Genomic DNA, 17,707 nt, shown 5'->3' with positions numbered 1-17,707 from the left:
GTCCCACTCTGCGCGGACTTTTCTTTACCCGCACGGGGCTCCGGAACGGACCCCCGGGGAACCCCGACCGACCCACGCCGTACGGTTGAACGCCCGCCGTCGGTCGCATGAACACATGATGGAGAGCTTCCGGATGCAGCATGCCAGCACCGCACCCGTGCCGCGCCCGAGGCTTCGCTGGTGGACCGAGCTGCCACTGCTCGCCCTGGTGTACGGGCTCTACTCGGCGGGACGGCTGGTGGCGCGCGGTGACGTGTCCACCGCCATCGACCACGGCCTGAGCATCCTGCGCCTGGAGCAGAAGCTCCACATCAACCTGGAACATCCGCTCAACCGGCTGTTCACCGCGCACCCTTCGATAGGCATACCCGCCGACTTCGCGTACGCGTCCCTGCACTACCTCGTCACCCCGGCAGTCCTGATCTGGCTCTTCCGCCGCCGCCAGGAGGTGTACCGCCGGGCCCGCACCTGGCTGATGGCCTCCACCCTGTTCGGCCTGATCGGCTTCACCCTGCTGCCGACCTGCCCGCCCCGGCTGCTGGAGGCCCGGTACGGCTTCGTCGACACGATGGCGCAGTACAGCTCGTACGGCTGGTGGGGTGCGGAGGCCAGCGCTCCGCGCGGCATGGGCGGGATGACCAACCAGTACGCGGCGATGCCGAGCCTGCACGTCGGCTGGGCGCTCTGGTGCGGCATCCTGCTGTGGCGCCACAGCAAGAACCCGTACATCCGGGCCGCGGGTGTCGCCTACCCCCTGATCACCACGTTCATCGTGATGGGCACGGCCAACCACTACCTCCTCGACGCGGTCGCGGGCGCCGCCGTGATGGGCGTCGGAGCCCTGCTGGCACGGCCCGTGATGCGGCTCGCGGACCGGATCAAGGACCGGGTCGGGGCCCGCTTCCCGCGGGTCGTCCCGGTCGCGGAGTCCCCGATTGTCAGTGCCGGATGCAAGACTTCCGCGGGTGAGCGAATCCCTGGCCAGCGGACCACCTCCGCAGACTCCACCGATGCCGCGGCATCGGCCGACGCAGACGCCTCGGCCGGTCGCGCACCCCGGACCGATCCCGGCGCCCGCGCAAGGGCGGGAGCGGCCGGCGACGACGCTCCGGCAGCGGCTCGCTGAGCTGCGGGGACCGACCGTCCCACCGCGTCCGCTGGACGCCCGCGCGCTGGCCGCCCTCGCCGCCAACCCCGGCTGCCGGCGCCGCGCCCTGCTGGACGGCGCCGGGGTGGACAAGGGCGCGCTGGCCTCGGCGCTCGGTTCACCGGCCCCCTTCGGGCAGTCGCAGTTCGCCTTCGTCCGGGGCAACGCCTTCGAGGCCAGGGTCAAGGGCGACGGCGGCACGGAGCTGATGCGGCTGCTGTACGAGCGTCTCGGCGGCCCCGGCGCGGCGCCGGGCGAGGTCTCGGTGCCCGATCTGACGGCGGCGGGCCCCGAGGGCCGCGCCGCGCGTACGGCGCTCGCGCTGCGGGAGGCGACCGAGGCGGGCGGCTGGGCGCTGCTCGACCACCCGATGCTGGCCCTGGAGGTGGCGGGCTCCCCCGCCTATCTGGAGCCGGACGCGGTGGCGGTGCACCCCGACGGCACGTGGACGGTCGTCGAGATCAAGTCCTTCCCCATGATCGACGGCTCGGCCGACGCGGCGAAGGTCGGCGCGGCGGCCCGGCAGTCCGCCGTGTACGTGCTGGCGCTGGAGCGGATCGCGGAGCTGACCGAGGGCGCCGAGGTCGGCCACCGGGTGCTGCTGGTCTGCCCGAAGGACTTCTCCAACCTGCCCACCGCCTCGGTCGTCGACGTACGCAAGCAGCGCGCGGTCACCCGCCGCCAGCTCACCCGGCTGACCCGGATCGAGGACATCGCGGCGGCCCTGCCCGAGGGCACCACCTTCGACCCCGAGTGCCCCCGCCGGCAGCTCGACGCCGCGGTCGAAGCGGTCGGCGCGGCGTACGCCCCGGAGTGCCTGGCCGCCTGCGAGCTGGCCTTCCACTGCCGGGCGAAGGCGCGCGAGGCCGGTGCGGTGGAGGCGCTGGGGCGCAGTGTGCGCGGTGAGCTCGGCGGGCTGACCACGGTGGGCGAGGTGCTCGCGGCGGCCGCGGGCAAGGAGGGCGACCCGGCGGACCCGACGGTCGCGGCGCTGCGGCGCGCGGCGGCCCTGCGCGCCGAGGCGCTGACGGGCGGTCCGGCATGTCGCTGATCAGCACCCTGGCCCGGCTGGAGGCCGTGGAGAGCGGCCGGGCCCGGCCGATGGCCACGGTCCGGCACCGCCATCTCACCGACCGGCCGCTCGTCCTGGTCCCGCTGACCACGGCCGGCGAGGCGGGCGCCCCGCTGGGCGCGCTCGTCGGGACGGACCGTCAGGCGCCCCGGCTGCTGGCGGTCTCGCAGCCGCGCGACCGGGATCTGCGGTTCGCGTTCCTCGCCGAGCTGGCCGAGGCGGTGCTGCCGCACATCGAGTCGTACGAGGACGTCGTCGAGCCGGCCGAGCGCAACGAGACCGATCCGGAGACCGGGAAGAAGGTCAAGGTCGAGGTCGAACTGTGCGCGGACGCGCCGCAGCTGGTCGTGCCGAGCCGGGCGGGCATCGAGTTCGTCCGGCTGCTGGGCCGCTCGATGCGGTTCCGCCGCACCGCCGAGGACGATCCCGACGCCCCGTACCCCGCCCCCGCCCGGGTCCCGCTGCTGGGCCGCTGGCTGACGCACTACGGGGAGCGGGCCAGGGTGCCCGGCTCCTCGCTGCTGCTCGCCGCGACCGATCTGCTGAACCGGCACTGGGCGACCGGGCAGAGCAGCCTGGAGGATCAGCATCTGGGCGCGCTGCTGGCCTGGATCGACGCCCCGCCGGGCGAGTCGGGGGCCGCCGCGGCGCTCCGTGCGGAGCTGGAGCGGGACGGAGCGGGGCAGCTGCGGTGCCCGCCGGCCGGTCCGGCCACGGACCCGGCGTTCGATAACCGGCTGCTGGCGCCCGCCATCGAGAAGTACGACCGGGCGCGCACCTCGCTGGCGGCCGCCGAGGACGGTCTGGCGGCCGATGCCCGACTCGGCGAACTGACCGCCGCCGAGCGGGAGATCAGGGCGCTGCTGGCCGGTGTGATGCGGCCGACGTGGGACGCGGTGTGGCGCGGGCTCGACCTGCTGCGCGAGCTCCCCGAGGGGACCAGGTCCGAGGACCGCTGGACCAGGGACCGCTGGTCGTTCACCGGCCACCGGGACCGGGTGCGCTCGGGCGAGCCGCCGCAGCCGCGCCGGGACGACGCGGTGACGGCGGCGCAGAAGCTGGCCTCGCGCGAGACGGCGCAGGCCCAGCTGGAGGCCCAGGAGGCGCTGGACGATCCGCTGGTGCTGGCCGGCCGGCGGCTGGCCGGTGAGGCGTTCGTCGCCGAGGTGACGGGGGTGGAGATGGCGTACAGCGAGTCGAAGCGCCCCTCCCCGCGCCCGCTGGTCACGGTCCGCACGGACGAGTACCCGCATCTCGGCGAGCGCACCAAGGTGTACCGCTCGCTGGACGGCAAGCCGCAGACCGCCGAGTTCGTGGCGTCCGCCGGGCCGGAGGACGGGAGCGCGCCCGCGCTGGTGCTGCGGATCCTCGACCGGATGGGCCGGAGCAAGGAGCCCGCCCCGGGTTCGGTGCCCGAGCCGGGTGACCGGATCGCCTGGACGCTCTTCGAGCACGATCAGCGCGGCGGCCCGAAGCTGCCGGACCCGGAGGAGACGCCCTGGACGCACGGCGGCCCGCCGGGCGCCGCCGCCGGGCATGCCGAGAGCCCCGATCCCGTGACCGCGGAGGACCTGTTGTGACGGCCGTATTCGACCCGGGTACCCAGGCCGCGCGGGCGACCGACGCGATCCTCGCCGACACCCTGCGCGGCACGTCGCGCGGCATCGTGGTGGACTCCCCGCCGGGCGCGGGGAAGTCGACGCTCGTGGTGCGTGCCGCGCTCGAACTCGCGGCGGCCGGGCATCCGCTGATGGTGGTCGCGCAGACCAACGCCCAGGTCGACGACCTGGTGGTGCGGCTGGCCGAGAAGGACCCGGGGCTGCCGGTCGGCCGGCTGCACAGCAACGACACCGACCCGTACGACAAGGTGCTGGACGGCCTGGCCAACGTACGGAAGTCGGCGAAGGCCGGCGATCTCGCCGGGCTCGACGTGGTCATCTCGACGGCCGCGAAGTGGGCGCATGTGAAGAACGTCGAGCCGTGGGGCCACGCGATCGTGGACGAGGCGTACCAGATGCGTTCGGACGCGCTGCTGGCCGTCGCGGGGCTCTTCGAGCGGGCGCTGTTCGTCGGCGATCCGGGCCAGTTGGACCCGTTCTCGATCGTCGGCGCGGACCAGTGGGCGGGGCTCTCCTACGACCCGTCCGCGAGCGCCGTCTCCACGCTGCTCGCGCACAATCCCCAACTGCCGCAGCACCGGCTGCCGGTGTCGTGGCGGCTGCCCGCGTCCGCCGCGCCGCTGGTCTCGGACGCGTTCTACCCGTACACCCCGTTCCGCAGCGGTACGGACCACGGCGACCGGCGGCTGTCGTTCGGCGTGGCCTGCGACGGTTCGGCCCCGGACCGGGTGCTGGACGAGGCGGCGGAGTCCGGCTGGGGCCTGCTGGAGCTCCCGGCCCGGCACACCCCGCGCACCGACCCGGAGGCGGTGCGCGCGGTGGCCCTGGTGATCCGCCGGCTGCTGGACCGGGGCGGCGCGGCGACCAGCGAACGCTCGCCGGACCCGGTGCCGGTGACGGCGGACCGGGTCGCGGTCGGCACCGCCCACCGCGACCAGGCCGCGGCGGTGCGGGCGGCGCTCGCGGAGCTGGGCGTGAGCGGCGTCGCAGTGGACACGGCCAACCGGCTGCAGGGCCGCGAGTTCGATGTGACGGTGGTCCTGCACCCGCTCTCCGGCCGCCCGGACGCCACCGCCTTCCACCTGGAGACGGGCCGGCTCTGCGTGCTGGCCTCGCGTCACCGGCACGCCTGCATCGTGGTGTGCCGGGCGGGCGTCACCGAGCTGCTGGACGAGCACCCGTCCACGGAGCCGGTCCAGCTGGGCGTCACGGTGAAGTTCCCGGACGGCTGGGAGGCGAACCACGCGGTGCTGGCGCACCTGGCCGAACACCGGGTGGCCTGGCGCCCGTGACCGCCGCCGCGGGCTCATGAGCCGGTGGGACACGGCCGGGAGCCGGGCCCTCTTGCGGGACGTTGGACAATGGAGGGTGGCCATCGGGCCGACCCGAGGAGGAAACACCACATGCCACAACCCGAGCGGAACGAGCGGCAGCGGCTGCGCCCCGCACCCCTGCTCTTCGAGCCGACGGCGGCCGTCGCCGATCCCGAGCACTTCTTCGATCTGGAGTCGATGGACGATCCGAGGGAGTTGCTGTCCCGCGCCACCGAGCTGACCGTGGCGTTCCGGGCCGCGACCGACCGCGCGGTCGAGTTCCAGGCGGTCGCCGCCGCCCAGCTCGCCGATCCGCGCCGGTTCGACCGGCTCACGGCCGCGGACATCGCGCGGCGTGCGGAGTGGACCGAGGACTACGCCAAGAAGATGATCGAGTTCGGCCGGAGCCTGCTGGGCGGTGCCACACCCTGACGGCCAGGCCTTGACGGCCAGGCCCCGAGGGCCGGTCGTGACGCCCGGCTCCGAGGGTCCGGTCCTGACTCCGGGTAGAACCACTGGCATATGCCCGAGCGCAAGATACTCCTCCCCACCCTGGCCTGTCCCGATTTCCGGCAACTCTCGGAATCCGCTCGATCACTCCCGGTAGACATGCCCGTATGACCGCATGGCTGCCCCACAACTCGACCCTGCGCCACGACGACGCCTCCCACCAGCGCGCCGACGCCTTCACCGTTCTGCGGAACCAGGCCGCGAACCAGACGGCACACGTCACGGCGGCCGGTGCCGCCTGGCTGGCCGGTGCCGCCGCGTATCCCCGCTCCACACTGGCCCAGTGGGAGGCCCATCCCTCCTCGCCCGGGGTGCTGCCGTGCGGCTCGGCCTTCGACGTGGTGAACGTGCCCACCCTCTTCGGGCGCCGGATGCTGGAGCACCTGTGGTCCGACGGCCCCGGCTCCGGGCCGGTGGCCACGCACCGCGGCCGGATGCTGCTGTTCGCCTCGCCCGGTACCGCCCAGCGGCTCCCCTCGCTGCTCGACTGGGAGGAGTGGGGCGGCGGGCCCGAGCCGCGGGCCGCCATGGGGCCGCGGGGCCACGACGACGAGGGCGAGAACAAGGTGCCGCCGCTGCTCTGCCACGGCACCGGGGACGCGGTGACCGTCCCGCCCCTGACCTGCACCTCCACCACGCCCGGCCCCCGCTGGCTGGTCGCCCCCGACACCCGCACCCCCTGGCTGCCGGGCCCCGACGTGCTGCTCTGGGCCTGTGTCCGGGTGACCAGGTCGACGCCCTCGCCGGTGGCCCCGTCGGCGTCCCGGAATTCGATTTTTCCTCCCGCCGATCCGGATGCTAATGTCTACGACGTCAGCAGGCGCCGCTAGCTCAGTTGGTTAGAGCAGCTGACTCTTAATCAGCGGGTCCGGGGTTCGAGTCCCTGGCGGCGCACAGACGGAAGAAGCCCCTCGCGGAAGCGAGGGGCTTCTTCGTGTTCGCCGGATGTCGGACGCCTTACGCGCCGGTGGTGATCCGGACGGTCCAGGCGCCCGACGGGGTGCGGTCGGCGACCTCGACCTTCGTGTGCCCGTCGGGGATGCTGTACGTCTCGCCGACCCGCAGCGGGGCGTCCGCGAGCGGCGCGTAGACCGAGCGGTCCCAGCAGGCGTCGGTGCGGGGGTGGGTGTCGATGACGTCGACCGGGCCGCCGCCGGACGGCGTTCCGTTGCGCACCCGGTAGAGCAGGACCCCCTCGGCGCAGGTCGTGCTGTCGTTGCCGGTGGCGCTGCGGGCCTCGATGGCCACGGCGCTGCCCTCGCCGGTCCTGATCACCGCGAGCCGGGTGCCGAGGGAGGCGCCGGGTGGGGGAGCGGCGGCCATCGGTTCCAGGGTGATGTCCCGGCTGCTCTGGACGCAGATCACCTGCCGGCGGTCCAGCCAGCCCAGTTTCCACTTGTGCCAGCCGAAGAAGTCCGGCGCGAGTCCGAACTGGCTGCCCATCACGTCCCAGTCACCGACGTAGGTGTCCCAGTCGCCCTTGCCGTCGGCCGGCCGGTGGTAGAGGTCCGGCAGGTCGAAGACGTGCCCGGTCTCGTGGGCCAGCACGTTGTGGTCCGGCGGGTGCTGTTCGAAGACCGTGACGACGCGGCGGATGTCCGTGCCGTCGACGTGCAGCGGCTGGTCGAAGTTGACGACCTTGGTGGCGTCGGAGTCGACGCCCGGGGCATCCGGGTCGGCGACCAGATAGACGATGTCGTACCGGGAGAAGTCGACCTTCGGGTCGGCCGCGGCGATGGCGTCGCGCAGATAGGAGCTGCGCCGCTCGTTGTCCCAGTCCCGCCGTATGCCGTACTGGTCGGACGTCTTGGGCATCCGGGTCCACTGCCGCATCGGGTGCGGGCGCAGGGTGAACTTCCCGTACGAGGCGCGCTGGAAGAACTGGGTGGTGGCGGGGAAGTAGTCGGCGGTGAGCTCGGCGGGGGTGGCGGCGGGACGGTGGTCCGGGAAAGAGAGGAAGACCATGACCGCGTCGAGGGGGTGGTCGGGCCGGGGGTAGGCGCCGTTCCAGTCGCTGACGCCGAGCGAGTGGTGCGCATCGGTCCGGGGCAGGGCGCAAGGCCCCGCCTCCCCGGTGGCGGCCACGGCGGGCCCGGCCACGAGAGAGGTGGCGACGAGCGCCAGGAGGGAGGTCACGGCGGCGGCCACACCGCGCAGGCTCGGTCTCTCCACTCCCCCGGTCCTGCGCTGACGCGGCACATCCACCTCCGGGTGCGAGCTTCGGTCACCCACCACCCTGTGATGGTTCGAGGCTTTCGTCCTGTTGAGCTGCCCCAGTCGAGTCAGCGGCCGACCGGAACCCTCACCCTCACGGAAAGTCACAATCGATCACCGAGGCATAGCAGGGGAACTCAATCGCTCAGAAGTGATCCGTTACGGGCAAATCGGATCCGCACGTGAATGGCCCATGCGGGGCGCTCTCGGGGCGTGGAAGGGTCGGACGCTGGAACGGCCGACGTACCAGCCTCTATGCTTCACCAGGCTTTCCCGCGTGGTTTCCGCCTCCGACCCAGGCGCTCCGCGCGGCGGGCCAGTCCGGCCACACCTGTTCAGGACAGAACTGCACGGCGGGAGCGAACGGTGAGCGGAACCTCCGAAGGGCGCGGGCCCACGGCGGGCACACCCCGGTATTCCGCAGGCCCGTCGATCACGGAACGTCACGCTCCGTGGCCTCCCGCCGGGGCCGACGGATCCGAGCCGCACGGCTATCGGGCCGCGTTCCTGGCCGCCACGCTGCCGATGGCCGTCGTCGATCACGAGGGCCTGGTCGTCACCGCCAACGAGGCCCTCGGCGGCCTCCTCGGCCGCTGCGCCGCGACACTGACCAACCAGTCCGCCGCCGATCTGCTCGACCTCGCGGCGGACGGCCGCACCTGGCACGCGTACCGCGAGGTGCTGCACGGGCGGCGCTCACGGTTCCGCTGCACCCACCGGCTCAAGCATCCGGACGGGCGCGCGCTGTGGGCCGAGGTCACCGTCGTACCGATGCCCGAGCGGGAGGCCGGTGCGGGCGAGGGCGCCGGGCCCGGCCGGGTGCTGCTCTCCGTCTCGGACATCAGCGACCGGCGCGAGCTGCAGAAACGACTGCGCCACCTCCAGATGCACGACCCGGTGACCCGGCTGCCCAACCGGACGCTCTTCTTCGAACGGCTCTCGGCCGTCCTGGAGACCCCGCCGTACGACGACGGCTCCTTCGACCGCGGCCGGGTCGGGCTCTGTTACCTGGACCTGGACGGCTTCAAGGCCGTCAACGACACGATGGGCCACCGGATCGGCGACCGGCTGCTCGCCGCCGTCGCCGGGCGGCTCACCGACTGCGCCGCCCAGGACGGCCCGCACCGTGACGGCGCCCATCTCGTGGCGCGGCTGGGCGGCGACGAGTTCGCGATCCTGGTCGAGAACTCGTCCGGCACGCAGCAGCTCACCGATCTGGCCCGCTCGGTCCTCGCCGCGCTCCAGCAGCCCTTCGACCTGGCCGGGCACCGGCTCTCCGTGTCCGCCTCGATCGGGGTGGTGGAGCGGCCCGTGGCCGGCACCTCCGCCACCGGCCTGATGCAGGCCGCCGACACCACGCTGTACTGGGCGAAGGCCGACGGCAAGGCCCGCTGGACGGTCTTCGACCCGGAGCGCAACGCCCACCGGATGACCCGGCAGACGCTCTCGTCGACGCTGCGGCCCGCCGTGGAGCGGGGCGAGTTCACCATCGAGTACCAGCCGCTGGTCGGCATGGCCGACGGAATCGTGCGCGGGGTGGAGGCCCTGGTCCGCTGGAACCATCCCCAGTTCGGCATGCTGTCGCCGAATCGGTTCGTCGCGATCGCCGAGGAGGACGGCTCGATCGTCCAGCTCGGCCGGTGGGTGCTCCAGTCCGCCTGCCGCCAGGCCCGGCGCTGGCAGCTGGAGCACCCCGCCGATCCGCCGCTGTTCATCAGCGTCAACGTCGCCGTACGCCAGGTCTGGGACTCCGACCTGGTCACCGATGTCGCGGAGATCCTCGCCGAGACCGGCCTCGATCCCTCGCTGCTCCAGCTGGAGCTGACCGAGTCCGCGGTGATGGGCTCGGCGGGACAGCCGATCCAGGCGCTCCAATCGCTCAGCGAGATGGGCGTACGGATCGCCATCGACGACTTCGGTACCGGCTACTCCAACCTCGCCTATCTGAGCCGGCTGCCGGTCTCGGTGCTGAAGCTGGACGGCTCCTTCGTGCGCGGCTTCCGCTACGACGACGGCGCCCACCCGTCCCCGGCCGACGAGACGATCGTCGAGGCGATGGTGCAGCTGGCGCACCGGCTGGGCCTGACCGTCACCGCGGAGTGCGTGGAGACGGCCGGCCAGGCGGAACGGCTGCGCAGGATCGGCTGCGACACCGGGCAGGGCTGGCTGTACTCCCGCGCGGTGGCCCCGGAACGGATCGGCGAGCTGATCGGCACCCGCCCGATGCAGGGCTGATCGGGCGGGAACGCGGTCAGGGCGGGAACGCGGTCAGGCCGTGAGCGTGGGCAGGCCGTACGCGTCCGCGATCAGCTCGTAGCTGCGCAGCCTGGCCTCGCCGCCGTGGGCGTTGGCGGTGATCATGAGTTCGTCGGCGCCGGTGCGCTTGGCCAGGTCGTCGAGGCCGGTACGGACCTCGTCCGAAGTGCCGTGGACGATGTTGGTGAGCCAGCCGTCGACGAACTCGCGCTCCATCGGACTGAAGGCGTACGCCTCCGCCTCCTCGGGCGTCGGGACCAGACCGGGGCGGCCGGTGCGCAGCCGGACCATGGACAGGGCGCCGGAGAGCACCTGGCGGCGGGCCTCGCGTTCGTCGTCGGCGGCCAGGGCCGAGACGCCGATCAGGGCGTACGGGGCGTCGAGCACCGCGGACGGCCGGAACGACTCCCGGTACAGGTCGAGCGCCGGGATCGTGTTCTGGGCCGAGAAGTGGTGGGCGAAGGCGAAGGGCAGGCCGAGCACCCCGGCCAGCCGGGCGCTGAAGCCGGAGGAGCCGAGCAGCCAGACCGGCGGGCGGGCCGGTGACTGGACCCCGCCCTCGGCCGTGGCCTGGACGGGGCCGGGGACCGCGTGGATACGGGCGTAGGGGTGGCCGTCGGGGAAGTCGTCGTCCAGGAACCGGGTCAGCTCGGCGAGCTGCTGCGGGAAGTCGTCCGCGCCCTCGTTCAGCCGGTCGGTGCGGCGCAGGGCGGCCGCCGTCGCACCGTCGGTGCCGGGGGCGCGGCCGAGGCCGAGGTCGATGCGGCCGGGGGCCATGGCCTCCAGGGTGCCGAACTGTTCCGCGATGACGAGCGGTGCGTGGTTGGGCAGCATCACGCCGCCGGAGCCGAGCCTGATGCGCCCGGTGTGCGCGGCGAGGTGGGCCAGGATCACGGCGGGCGAGGAGGAGGCGACGCCGGGCATGGAGTGGTGTTCGGCGACCCAGTAGCGGTGGAACCCGCGGCGCTCGGCGAGCTGTGCGATGTCCACGCTCGTGCGCAGCGCCTGGGTGGCGGTGCGGCCCTGCCCCACGGTCACCAGGTCCAGCACGGAGAGCGGAACGGTGGCCGTTCCCTCCGCCTTGCCACGGATCTCGTCGCCTCGAATCTCGTCCACGCCCTGGCCTCTCCGGTGATGCGCCCACGTCCGGCTCGTGCGTCCGGCCCGTATGTCCGGAAGCACATAACGGGAGGTTGTCTCCGGTTATTCCCTTACGTGCTCGGGGCTGTTCCCTCACGTGCTCGGGGCTGTTCCCGTACGTCTCCGGGCTATTCCCGTACGTCTCGGGGCCCTGCCCGCCGCCCGCTGTGTGCTCGCTCCCGGCCCTCGCCCCAGACGGACACCGGGGCCGGGGGCGCCTCCCGGGCCGCGAAGATACGGCCCAGCCTCGGGGACCACGCGCGACGGCCGGCCAGGCGGAGCCCTTCGCGGACCGCGACCTGGTTCCCGGTGAGGACCGGCTTGCCGAGGAGCTCCTCCAGCTCCGCCTCGTGCCCGGCGGTGTGCAGCGCGGTGTCGGGCAGCAGGACCGCGTCGGCCTCCGGCCGGTCGGCGGCGGCGGCGAGCTCCTTCACCTGGTCCAGGCCCCAGGCGGCGGCCTCGGCGGCCGATCCGAGCGGGGCGGCGTGGGTGGTGACGGCCCCGTCGATGCCCGCGGCGTGCAGGAAGTCGGCGAACAGGGCGGTGATGCCCTCGGGGTAGGTGGAGGCGACGGCGACCCGGTCGGCGCCCAGCTCCCGTATCGCGTGGGCGAAGCCGAACGAGGTGCTGGAGGCGGGCACGCCGGCCGCCCGCGCCAGGGCGGCCGTCTGTTCATGGGCGCCCTCCCAGCCGTACAGGAAGCTGCCGGCGCCGCTCGCCCAGACGACGGCCTCGACCCCGGCGCGTCGCAGCTCCTCCACCCCGGCGGCCAGGTGCTCGGGCGAGCCGGTCCGGATCAGCGCGTCGATCCGGTAGGCGTCCTCGTCGACCTCGGTGCGGTTCACCACCAGCCGGACGGCGTCGAGCAGGATCTCCATCCGCGGGAAGTCGTCCTCCGCGAAGTGGCCCGGGTAGAGAAATCCGACGGTCGTCATGTCCGCCCTTCCTGTTCCTGTCCAGCCTCACCGCTCGCGAACTTTCATCCCACTTTCTCCAAGTATTCCCCCATATGTCGCGACCTCTGCTCCGACCTGTTGACGGGGGCGGAGGCGGGTGCGAGCGTGGTCGCACCCGCCTCCCGGGCGGGACCGCACCTCCCGGTCGGGAGCGCACCTCCCCAGACGCAGCGGAGCGACCGCCTCTCATGTCCGAGCCCACCCTGCTCGTCCTGGACACCGACCCGTCGCCGCGTCTCGGCCGGCTGACCGGCCGGGCCCGGATCCGGTACACGGACGAGGCCGGACTCGCCGCCCGGCTCCCCGAGGCCGATGTGCTGCTGGTGTGGGACTTCGCCTCCGACGCGGTACGGGCCGCCTGGCCGGGCGGGGGACCGCGTCCGGCCTGGGTGCACACCGCGAGCGCGGGCGTGGACCGGCTGCTCTGCCCGGAGCTGGCGGCCTCCGACACGGTGGTGACCAACGCCCGGGGCATCTTCGAGCGGCCCGTCGCGGAGTACGTGACCGGCCTGGTGCTGGCGTTCGCCAAGGACCTCCCCGGCACGCTGGAGCTCCAGCGGCGGCGGCAGTGGCGCCACCGCGAGAGCACCCGGCTCGCGGGCAGCCGCGCGGTGGTCGTCGGCGCGGGCCCGATCGGGCGGGAGATCACCAGGCTGCTGATCGCGCTGGGGGTCCAGGTGGCGCTCGTGGGGCGCACGGCGCGGCGCACCATCCACGGCACCGAGGACCTGGACCGGCTGACCGCCCTGGCCGACTGGGTGATCTGCGCGGCTCCGCTGACCGAGTCGACCCGCGCCATGTTCGACGCCCGGTTCTTCGGGCTGATGCAGCCGTCGGCCCGCTTCATCAACGTGGGGCGCGGACCGCTGGTCGTCGAGGACGATCTGGCCGAGGCGCTGCGCAGGCGCTGGATCGCGGGAGCGGCGCTCGACGTGTTCGAGCGGGAGCCCCTGGAGCCGGGGAGCCCGCTGTGGGACGTACCGGATCTGATCGTGTCGCCGCACATGAGCGGCGACACGGCGGGCTGGCGGGACCGGCTGGGCGAGCAGTTCGTGGCGATGTACGAGCTCTGGACGGCCGGGCAGCCCCTGCCGAACGTGGTGGACAAGCGGCGCGGTTACGTCCCCGTGCGGGAGCCGGGCGAGTGAACCGTACGGGCCGTCCGGAGCGGACCGGTACCGACCACCCCGGACACGGGAAGGTCACACTCCGGCCACTTTTCGGTTGCATGCCCTCGCTTCCTGCATAGACGTCCGGGATCGGGCAGGCGCCACCCCTGTCCGGACTGTTCGATCCCTCCAGGAGATTGCGAACCATGGCTGACTTCCCGAACCTGTCCCGCCGGGGCTTTCTGAACCGATCGGCGGCCGTGGGCGGCCTGCTCGTCGTCCCCGGTCTGCTCGCCGCGTGCAGCAAGACCGACGCCGGTTCCGCGGACGGTGCGGGAGCGCTCGAAAAGCTCCGCAAGCAGGGCTTCGTCCGGGTGGCGTACGCCAACGAGGCCCCGTACGGCTATCTGGAGGGCAAGGAGCTCAAGGGCGAGGCACCCACCCTGCACCGGGAGATCTTCAAGGCGCTCGGCGTCGACGAGCTCAAGCCCACGCTCTCCGAGTGGGACGGCCTGATCCCCGGGCTCCAGGCGGGCAAGTACGACGTGGTCAGCGCCGGAATGGCGATCACGCCCGAGCGCTGCGCCAACGCCCTGTTCTCCGAGCCCGAGTTCATCTCGCCGACCGCGCTGATGGTGAAGAAGGGCAACCCGAGGAAGGTCACCGACCTGGCGTCCGCGAAGGCCGCCGGGATCACCGTCGGCGTGATGTCGGGCGCCGTGGAGGGCACGTACGCCGAGGGCGCCGGCATCGCCGGGGACCGGATCAAGACGCTGCAGAAGCCGCAGGACGGCGCCGACGCGGTCAAGGGCGGCCGGATCGACGCGTTCCTGCTCACCGGCATCTCGCTGCGCTGGCTGGCGAAGACCAACCCGGAGACCGAGGTCACCGAGCCCTTCGTGCCGGAGCTCGACGGCACCAAGCAGTACAGCCCCGGCGGCGCCGTCTTCCGCAAGGGCAACGAGGACCTGCGGGACGCCTTCAACCGCGAGCTGAAGAAGATCGTCTCGGACCGGTCGCGCTATGTGTCACTGCTCCAGGAGTACGGCTTCTCCGCCACCGAGCTCCCGCCGGCCACGCTGAAGACGGCCGATCTGTGCAAGGGCTGACCGTGCGGGGGCCGGGTGCGCAAGGGCCGACGGGGACGGACCGCGGCGCATGAGTGATTTCTTCTCCGCCTTCTTCGACGAACTCCCGCAGGTGCGCTCGGGGTTGTGGGTGACCCTCGAAGCCACCGTCCTGGGCTCGCTGGCCGCGCTCCTGCTGTCGTTCGTCCTCGGTCTGATGTCGATCAGCCGGCTGCTGGTGCTGCGCGGCACCTCGCGCGTGGTCGTGGAGTTCTTCCGCGGCACCTCGCTCTACATCCAGCTGTTCTGGCTCTACTACGCGATGCCGACGCTGACGGGGTACCAACTGGACCCGCTGGTCTGCGGCGTCGTCGCCTTCGGCCTCAACTACGGCGCGTACGGCGCCGAAGTGGTGCGCGGGGCGATCGGCTCCGTGCCGCGCGGCCAGTACGAGGCCGCCGTCGCGCTGAACATGTCGCCGCTGCACCGGATGCGGAAGGTGATCCTTCCGCAGGCCTGGGTGCAGATGATCCCGTCCTTCACCAATCTGCTGATCCAGCTGCTGAAGTGCACCCCGCTGCTGTGGCTGATCTCCGCGGCCGACCTGATGACCGTGGTCCAGCAGCTGCGCGACCGTACCGGTGAGACGCTCACCGCGTACGTGACCCTGCTGGCCGTCTACTTCGTGCTGGCGTACGCCCTGACCCTGCTGATGAACCTGCTGGAGCGGGGCGCCAAGCGGCGGCTCGGGCTGCCCACCGGCGCGGGTTCGCTGCTGCGCAGCCGCAGCGCCGCCGAGGCCGTCACCGCCGTCCCGGGAGGTGCCCGGTGAACAACGGCTTCGACTGGAACGCGGCCGGGGACGCCCTGCCCCTGCTGCTCGAAGGCTTCCGGGTCACGCTGCTCGCGACGGTGCTCGGCACGCTCGTCGCCGCGGTCCTGGGGCTGGCCGTCGCGGTCGCCGGCCGGGCCCCGAGCAGGTTCGTGACGGTGCCGGTGCGGGCCGTGACGGAGTTCGTCCGGTCCACCCCGCTGCTTGTCCAACTCGTCGGCGCGGCGGCCCTGTTCACGTCGGTGGAGCCGCTGACGATCGGCATCGTGGTGCTGGGCATCCACTACGCCGCGTACACCTCCGAGGTGTACCGCGCCGGGATCGACGGGGTGCCCAAGGGCCAGTGGGAGGCCTGCCGGGCGCTCTCGCTCGGCCCCCGGCGGACCTGGCAGGCCGTGGTCCTGCCGCAGGCGGTGCGCAATGTGCTGCCCGCGCTCGGCAACTACGCGATCTCGATGTTCAAGGAGACCCCGTTCCTCGCCGTGATCACGGTGCAGGAAATGGTCTTCGAGGCCCGTAAGTACGGCGCCGACCACTTCGCCTACACCGAGGCTTTCACGCTCGCCGGCCTGGTCTTCCTGGTCGCGAGCTACCCCACCTCGCTGCTGATGAGAAAGCTGGAGAAGCGCCTTGGCCACTGAACCCCTCCCCCTGCGCAAGACGACGGGCGCGGCCCCGGCGGCCCCGGCGGACGCCGCGCCGGCCGCCGCACCGGCCGGCGCGCCGGAGACCGGCCCTCCGCTGGTCCGCTTCGACGACGTCGTGAAACGGTACGGCGACCATGTCGTCCTCGACCGGCTGAACTTCTCGGTGCGGCGCGGCGAGCACATCACCCTGATCGGGCCCAGCGGCTCGGGCAAGACCACCATCCTGCGGCTGCTGATGACGCTGGAGAAGGTCAGCGACGGCGTCATCTGGGTGGACGGCAGCCCGCTGTCCCACATCAGGACGCCCGGCGGAGCGCTGAAGCCGGCGCCCGAGAAGCATCTGCGCGAGGCCCGGAAGAAGATCGGCATGGTCTTCCAGCAGTTCAATCTCTTCCCCAACATGAAGGTGCTGCAGAACATCACCGAGGCGCCGGTCAACGTGCTCGGCAAGGACCGCGAGGAGGCGGAGACCCGGGCCCGGGAGCTGCTGGACCTGGTCGGGCTCTCCGCGAAGATCGACGCCCACCCCTCCCAGCTCTCCGGTGGTCAGCAGCAGCGGGTCGCCATCGCCCGCGCCCTGGCCATGGAGCCGGAGATCCTGCTGCTGGACGAGGTGACGTCGGCGCTCGACCCGGAGCTGGTGGCCGGGGTGCTGGAGCTGCTGGGCGACATCGCCAGGAACACCGACATCACCATGCTCTGCGTGACCCATGAGATGAATTTCGCCCGGGACGTCTCGGAGACGGTACTGATGTTCGACTCCGGGCGGGTGATCGAATCCGGTCCGCCGGAAAAAATCTTCACCGACCCAGAGCACGAACGTACGCGCGAGTTCCTCGACGCGGTTCTGTGACCTCACCCTTTGCCGAAAGGCAATGACTCTGGCATATGCCAGACGGATGCGCCCCAGCTCACCGGGGCGGGGCGCTCCGTCCAGTCACCGACAGCCGCCCCGGAACGGGGTCCTGGCGGCTATCGTGAGGTCAGAGCTTGCGGTCACAACCTGGTAGGGGGAAACCGTGGCATTGAAGCCCGAACCGACCGCACCGTTCCATTCGGTGCAGTACGCCCTTCGTGTTCTCGAAACGGTCTCCAAGCACGGCAACGGTGTGACGGACGCCCAGATCTCCCGCGAGACGGGACTGCCCACCGGCCACCTCACCTCCCTGCTGCTGACGCTGCGCCGCGAGGGTTACGTGGAGCAGGTCACCGACGGCGCGTACGTCATCGGCGCCTCGCTCCTGCTCCTCGGTTCCGGCCCGGCCCGCAGACAGGCCCTGGAGTCCAGGCTCCAGCGGATGCTGGCGCAGCTGCGCGACTCGGTCGGCGCCGCGGTCTACATCAGCCGGTACGTCGACGGCGAGATCCGGGTCACGCAGTACGCCGACGGCCCGCTCACCCCCGCGGTCCACGAGTGGGTGGACTTCCGGTCGGCGGCGCACGCCTCGGCGGTCGGCAAATGCCTGCTGGCCCAGCTCGACCAGAACGGGCGCCGGGACCACATCTCGCGCCACAGGACACCTCGGCTCACCTCGCGGACGATCACCAACGAGAAGGTGCTCTTCTCCAAGCTGGACAGCCAGCCGGCGACGGTCCCGGTACTCGACATCCAGGAGTACGCGGTCGGCACGGTGTGCGCGGCGGTGCCGCTGACGGCCGGGTCGTCGGCGGGCTGTCTGGCGCTGTCGCTGCCGATCGAGGACGCGCACCGCCTGCGCTCGGCGGCGGACACGCTGAACCGGCGGGCGGCTCCGGTGCTCCTGTCGATGGCGCTCTAGCGCCGCCCGGCGGGGGCTCCGGGTGGGGTGTCATCAGCACCCCTCCG

General features: G+C 72.5%; 16 protein-coding genes and 1 tRNA gene. 14 read left to right on the top strand and 3 right to left on the bottom strand.

What is annotated here, in order from left to right; all coding sequences use genetic code 11:
* Positions 1–133: 133 nt before the first annotated feature.
* The 7 genes from ACFYY1_RS00955 to ACFYY1_RS00925 all read left to right on the top strand — a co-directional run bounded on the left by ACFYY1_RS00955 (position 134) and on the right by ACFYY1_RS00925 (position 6,555).
* Positions 134–1,126, top strand: coding sequence for a phosphatase PAP2 family protein (locus tag ACFYY1_RS00955; RefSeq protein WP_388579089.1), 993 nt, complete (start codon positions 134–136; stop codon positions 1,124–1,126).
* Positions 1,011–2,198: a hypothetical protein gene (locus tag ACFYY1_RS00950; RefSeq protein ID WP_388579087.1), complete on the top strand. Its 1,188-nt coding sequence runs from the start codon at positions 1,011–1,013 to the stop codon at positions 2,196–2,198. Before ACFYY1_RS00955 ends, ACFYY1_RS00950 begins: the two co-directional genes overlap by 116 nt.
* Positions 2,189–3,799, top strand: coding sequence for a hypothetical protein (locus ACFYY1_RS00945; RefSeq protein ID WP_388579084.1), 1,611 nt, complete (start codon positions 2,189–2,191; stop codon positions 3,797–3,799). Before ACFYY1_RS00950 ends, ACFYY1_RS00945 begins: the two co-directional genes overlap by 10 nt.
* Complete coding sequence (locus tag ACFYY1_RS00940; RefSeq protein ID WP_388579081.1) at positions 3,796–5,130, top strand: AAA domain-containing protein; 1,335 nt, start codon at positions 3,796–3,798, stop codon at positions 5,128–5,130. The genes ACFYY1_RS00945 and ACFYY1_RS00940 overlap by 4 nt, the downstream gene beginning before the upstream one ends.
* Positions 5,131–5,241: 111 nt before the next feature.
* On the top strand, positions 5,242–5,583 hold the full coding sequence (locus tag ACFYY1_RS00935; protein ID WP_388579078.1) for a hypothetical protein: 342 nt from the start codon (positions 5,242–5,244) through the stop codon (positions 5,581–5,583).
* Between the two features lie 185 nt (positions 5,584–5,768).
* Positions 5,769–6,491: a hypothetical protein gene (locus ACFYY1_RS00930; protein WP_388579075.1), complete on the top strand. Its 723-nt coding sequence runs from the start codon at positions 5,769–5,771 to the stop codon at positions 6,489–6,491.
* Positions 6,482–6,555, top strand: a tRNA-Lys gene (locus tag ACFYY1_RS00925). Before ACFYY1_RS00930 ends, ACFYY1_RS00925 begins: the two co-directional genes overlap by 10 nt.
* A gap of 63 nt (positions 6,556–6,618) precedes the next feature.
* On the opposite strand, the gene ACFYY1_RS00920 is transcribed toward ACFYY1_RS00925, so the two are convergent.
* On the bottom strand, positions 6,619–7,833 hold the full coding sequence (locus ACFYY1_RS00920) for a M6 family metalloprotease domain-containing protein (RefSeq protein ID WP_388579074.1): 1,215 nt from the start codon (positions 7,831–7,833) through the stop codon (positions 6,619–6,621).
* 408 nt (positions 7,834–8,241) lie between these two features.
* On the opposite strand from ACFYY1_RS00920, the gene ACFYY1_RS00915 reads away from it, so the two are divergent.
* Complete coding sequence (locus ACFYY1_RS00915) at positions 8,242–10,110, top strand: putative bifunctional diguanylate cyclase/phosphodiesterase (protein ID WP_388579071.1); 1,869 nt, start codon at positions 8,242–8,244, stop codon at positions 10,108–10,110.
* Between the two features lie 33 nt (positions 10,111–10,143).
* Here ACFYY1_RS00915 and ACFYY1_RS00910 read toward each other — a convergent pair whose 3' ends face one another.
* Positions 10,144–11,247 carry an LLM class flavin-dependent oxidoreductase gene (locus ACFYY1_RS00910; protein ID WP_388579068.1) on the bottom strand — a complete coding sequence of 368 codons (1,104 nt, stop codon included), beginning with the start codon at positions 11,245–11,247 and terminating at the stop codon, positions 10,144–10,146.
* Positions 11,248–11,399: 152 nt separating this feature from the next.
* The gene (locus ACFYY1_RS00905) at positions 11,400–12,206 is read right to left on the bottom strand and encodes a decarboxylase (RefSeq protein ID WP_388579065.1); all 807 of its coding nucleotides are present in this window, start codon (positions 12,204–12,206) and stop codon (positions 11,400–11,402) included.
* Positions 12,207–12,415: 209 nt separating this feature from the next.
* Between ACFYY1_RS00905 and ACFYY1_RS00900 the strand changes: the two genes are divergently transcribed.
* The 6 genes from ACFYY1_RS00900 to ACFYY1_RS00875 all read left to right on the top strand — a co-directional run bounded on the left by ACFYY1_RS00900 (position 12,416) and on the right by ACFYY1_RS00875 (position 17,660).
* On the top strand, positions 12,416–13,375 hold the full coding sequence (locus tag ACFYY1_RS00900) for a D-2-hydroxyacid dehydrogenase (RefSeq protein WP_388579064.1): 960 nt from the start codon (positions 12,416–12,418) through the stop codon (positions 13,373–13,375).
* Positions 13,376–13,542: 167 nt separating this feature from the next.
* A complete protein-coding gene (gene ehuB, locus ACFYY1_RS00895) occupies positions 13,543–14,445 on the top strand; it encodes an ectoine/hydroxyectoine ABC transporter substrate-binding protein EhuB (protein ID WP_388579061.1) in 903 nt (300 codons plus the stop codon).
* Positions 14,446–14,494: 49 nt separating this feature from the next.
* Entirely contained in the window at positions 14,495–15,235 is a 741-nt protein-coding gene (gene ehuC / locus ACFYY1_RS00890) for an ectoine/hydroxyectoine ABC transporter permease subunit EhuC (protein WP_388579058.1), read from the top strand.
* Positions 15,232–15,876 carry an ectoine/hydroxyectoine ABC transporter permease subunit EhuD gene (gene ehuD, locus ACFYY1_RS00885; RefSeq protein WP_388579056.1) on the top strand — a complete coding sequence of 215 codons (645 nt, stop codon included), beginning with the start codon at positions 15,232–15,234 and terminating at the stop codon, positions 15,874–15,876. Before ehuC ends, ehuD begins: the two co-directional genes overlap by 4 nt.
* Positions 15,866–16,735: an ectoine/hydroxyectoine ABC transporter ATP-binding protein EhuA gene (gene ehuA / locus ACFYY1_RS00880; protein ID WP_388579053.1), complete on the top strand. Its 870-nt coding sequence runs from the start codon at positions 15,866–15,868 to the stop codon at positions 16,733–16,735. Before ehuD ends, ehuA begins: the two co-directional genes overlap by 11 nt.
* Positions 16,736–16,901: 166 nt before the next feature.
* Positions 16,902–17,660, top strand: a complete 759-nt coding sequence (locus tag ACFYY1_RS00875; protein ID WP_388579050.1) for an IclR family transcriptional regulator — start codon at positions 16,902–16,904, stop codon at positions 17,658–17,660.
* Positions 17,661–17,707: the final 47 nt, after the last annotated feature.

This window comes from Streptomyces sp. NPDC001890 (assembly GCF_042891445.1).
Lineage (GTDB): Bacteria > Actinomycetota > Actinomycetes > Streptomycetales > Streptomycetaceae > Streptomyces.
This window is presented reverse-complemented; position numbering and strand designations above follow the sequence as displayed.